Origin of the sequence: Hansschlegelia beijingensis (assembly GCF_045505405.1) — a bacterium.
In the GTDB taxonomy this organism is placed as follows: domain Bacteria; phylum Pseudomonadota; class Alphaproteobacteria; order Rhizobiales; family Methylopilaceae; genus Methylopila; species Methylopila beijingensis_A.
In genome coordinates this window covers 1-1,219 of sequence record NZ_JBJKEX010000551.1, presented here as the reverse complement: position 1 = coordinate 1,219, position 1,219 = coordinate 1, and the positions used below count along the sequence as shown (strand labels likewise).

Genomic DNA, 1,219 nt, shown 5'->3' with positions numbered 1-1,219 from the left:
GCCCGCGGCCGCACGCGGTCGGCGCGCACACCTCGGACCGTTTGTGGAACGAGGTGGTCGACGGCTACTTCGCCCGCCACAAGGTCAAGCCCGGCCGCGCCCGGGGCCGCCGCGCCCTGCGCATAGGGCTCGAACAGTCTTTCGGGCGAGCCTCCGAGGCCGGGCCCGGTGTCGCGCTCGTGTCCGAGCTCGCGCACCGGATGGGCGGCCACGCCGAAGCCAACGACCGGACCTCGGGAGGAGCCGAGGTCGCCGCGGTCGTGCGTCTCGAGGCCGCCGACCCCGAGCCTCACGCCAGCCGGCCGCTCCGGATCCTGGTCGCAGAGGACAACGCGGTGAACCAGCGCGTCATCGGCACGCTGCTCGACCATTTCGGCCATCTGCACGACATCGTCGAGGACGGCGCCGCGGCCGTCGAGGCGGCTGCCGGTCAGGCCTACGACATCGTCCTGATGGACGCCGCCATGCCGCGGCTCGACGGTCTCGCGGCCGCCAGGGCGATCCGCGCCCTGAGAGGGCCGGCGGCGAAGGTCCGCATCATCGGCGTCACCGCGCGCGCCTTCGACAGCGAGATCAGGGCCTTCCTCGCGGCCGGCGCGGACGCCGTCGTCACCAAGCCGATTTCGGTCGCCGAGCTCTGGCGCGCGATCGCGATCGAGCCGGAGCGTCGCCAGGCGGGCTAGCCCGCCTGGGCCGCGGCCGGTTCAGGCCGCCTTTTCGCCAGCGCCTTCGGCGATCCTCACGATGTCGGCCATGATCGCGGTCAGATCGAAGTTCTTCGGCGTGTAGACCGCCGCGACGCCCATCGCCTTGAGTTCGCGCTCGTCCTCCGGAGGAATGATCCCGCCGACGATCACCGGCACGTCGTCCAGGCCGTTGCGGCGCATGCGCTCCATGACCTCTCGGACGAGGGGAAGATGGGAGCCGGAGAGGATCGAAAGGCCGACGACGTGGACGCCTTCCTCGAGCGCCGCGTTGACGATCTCAGCGGGCGTCAGCCGGATCCCCTCGTAGACGACCTCGAACCCGCAATCGCGCGCCCGCACGGCGATCTGCTCGGCGCCGTTCGAATGGCCGTCTAGGCCGGGCTTGCCGACGAGCAGCTTCAGCCGCCTGCCGAGCGCGAGCGAGGCCGCCTCGACCGCCTTGCGCACCTCCACGATCTCGCTGCCGCCGCTGGCCTCGCGGGCGGCGCGGCCGACGCCGGTCGGGGCTCGGT

Annotated in this window: 2 protein-coding genes; one reads left to right on the top strand and one right to left on the bottom strand. The window is 72.4% G+C overall.

The genetic code is table 11. The features are described from left to right. The coding region (locus ACIKT0_RS18610) for a response regulator (RefSeq protein WP_407106796.1) at positions 1 to 683 on the top strand (683 nt) is incomplete at its 5' end. A gap of 21 nt (positions 684 to 704) precedes the next feature. Here ACIKT0_RS18610 and ACIKT0_RS18605 read toward each other — a convergent pair. Then, positions 705 to 1,219 (bottom strand): cobalamin B12-binding domain-containing protein (locus ACIKT0_RS18605; protein WP_407106795.1); only part of this gene is annotated, 515 nt, incomplete at its 5' end.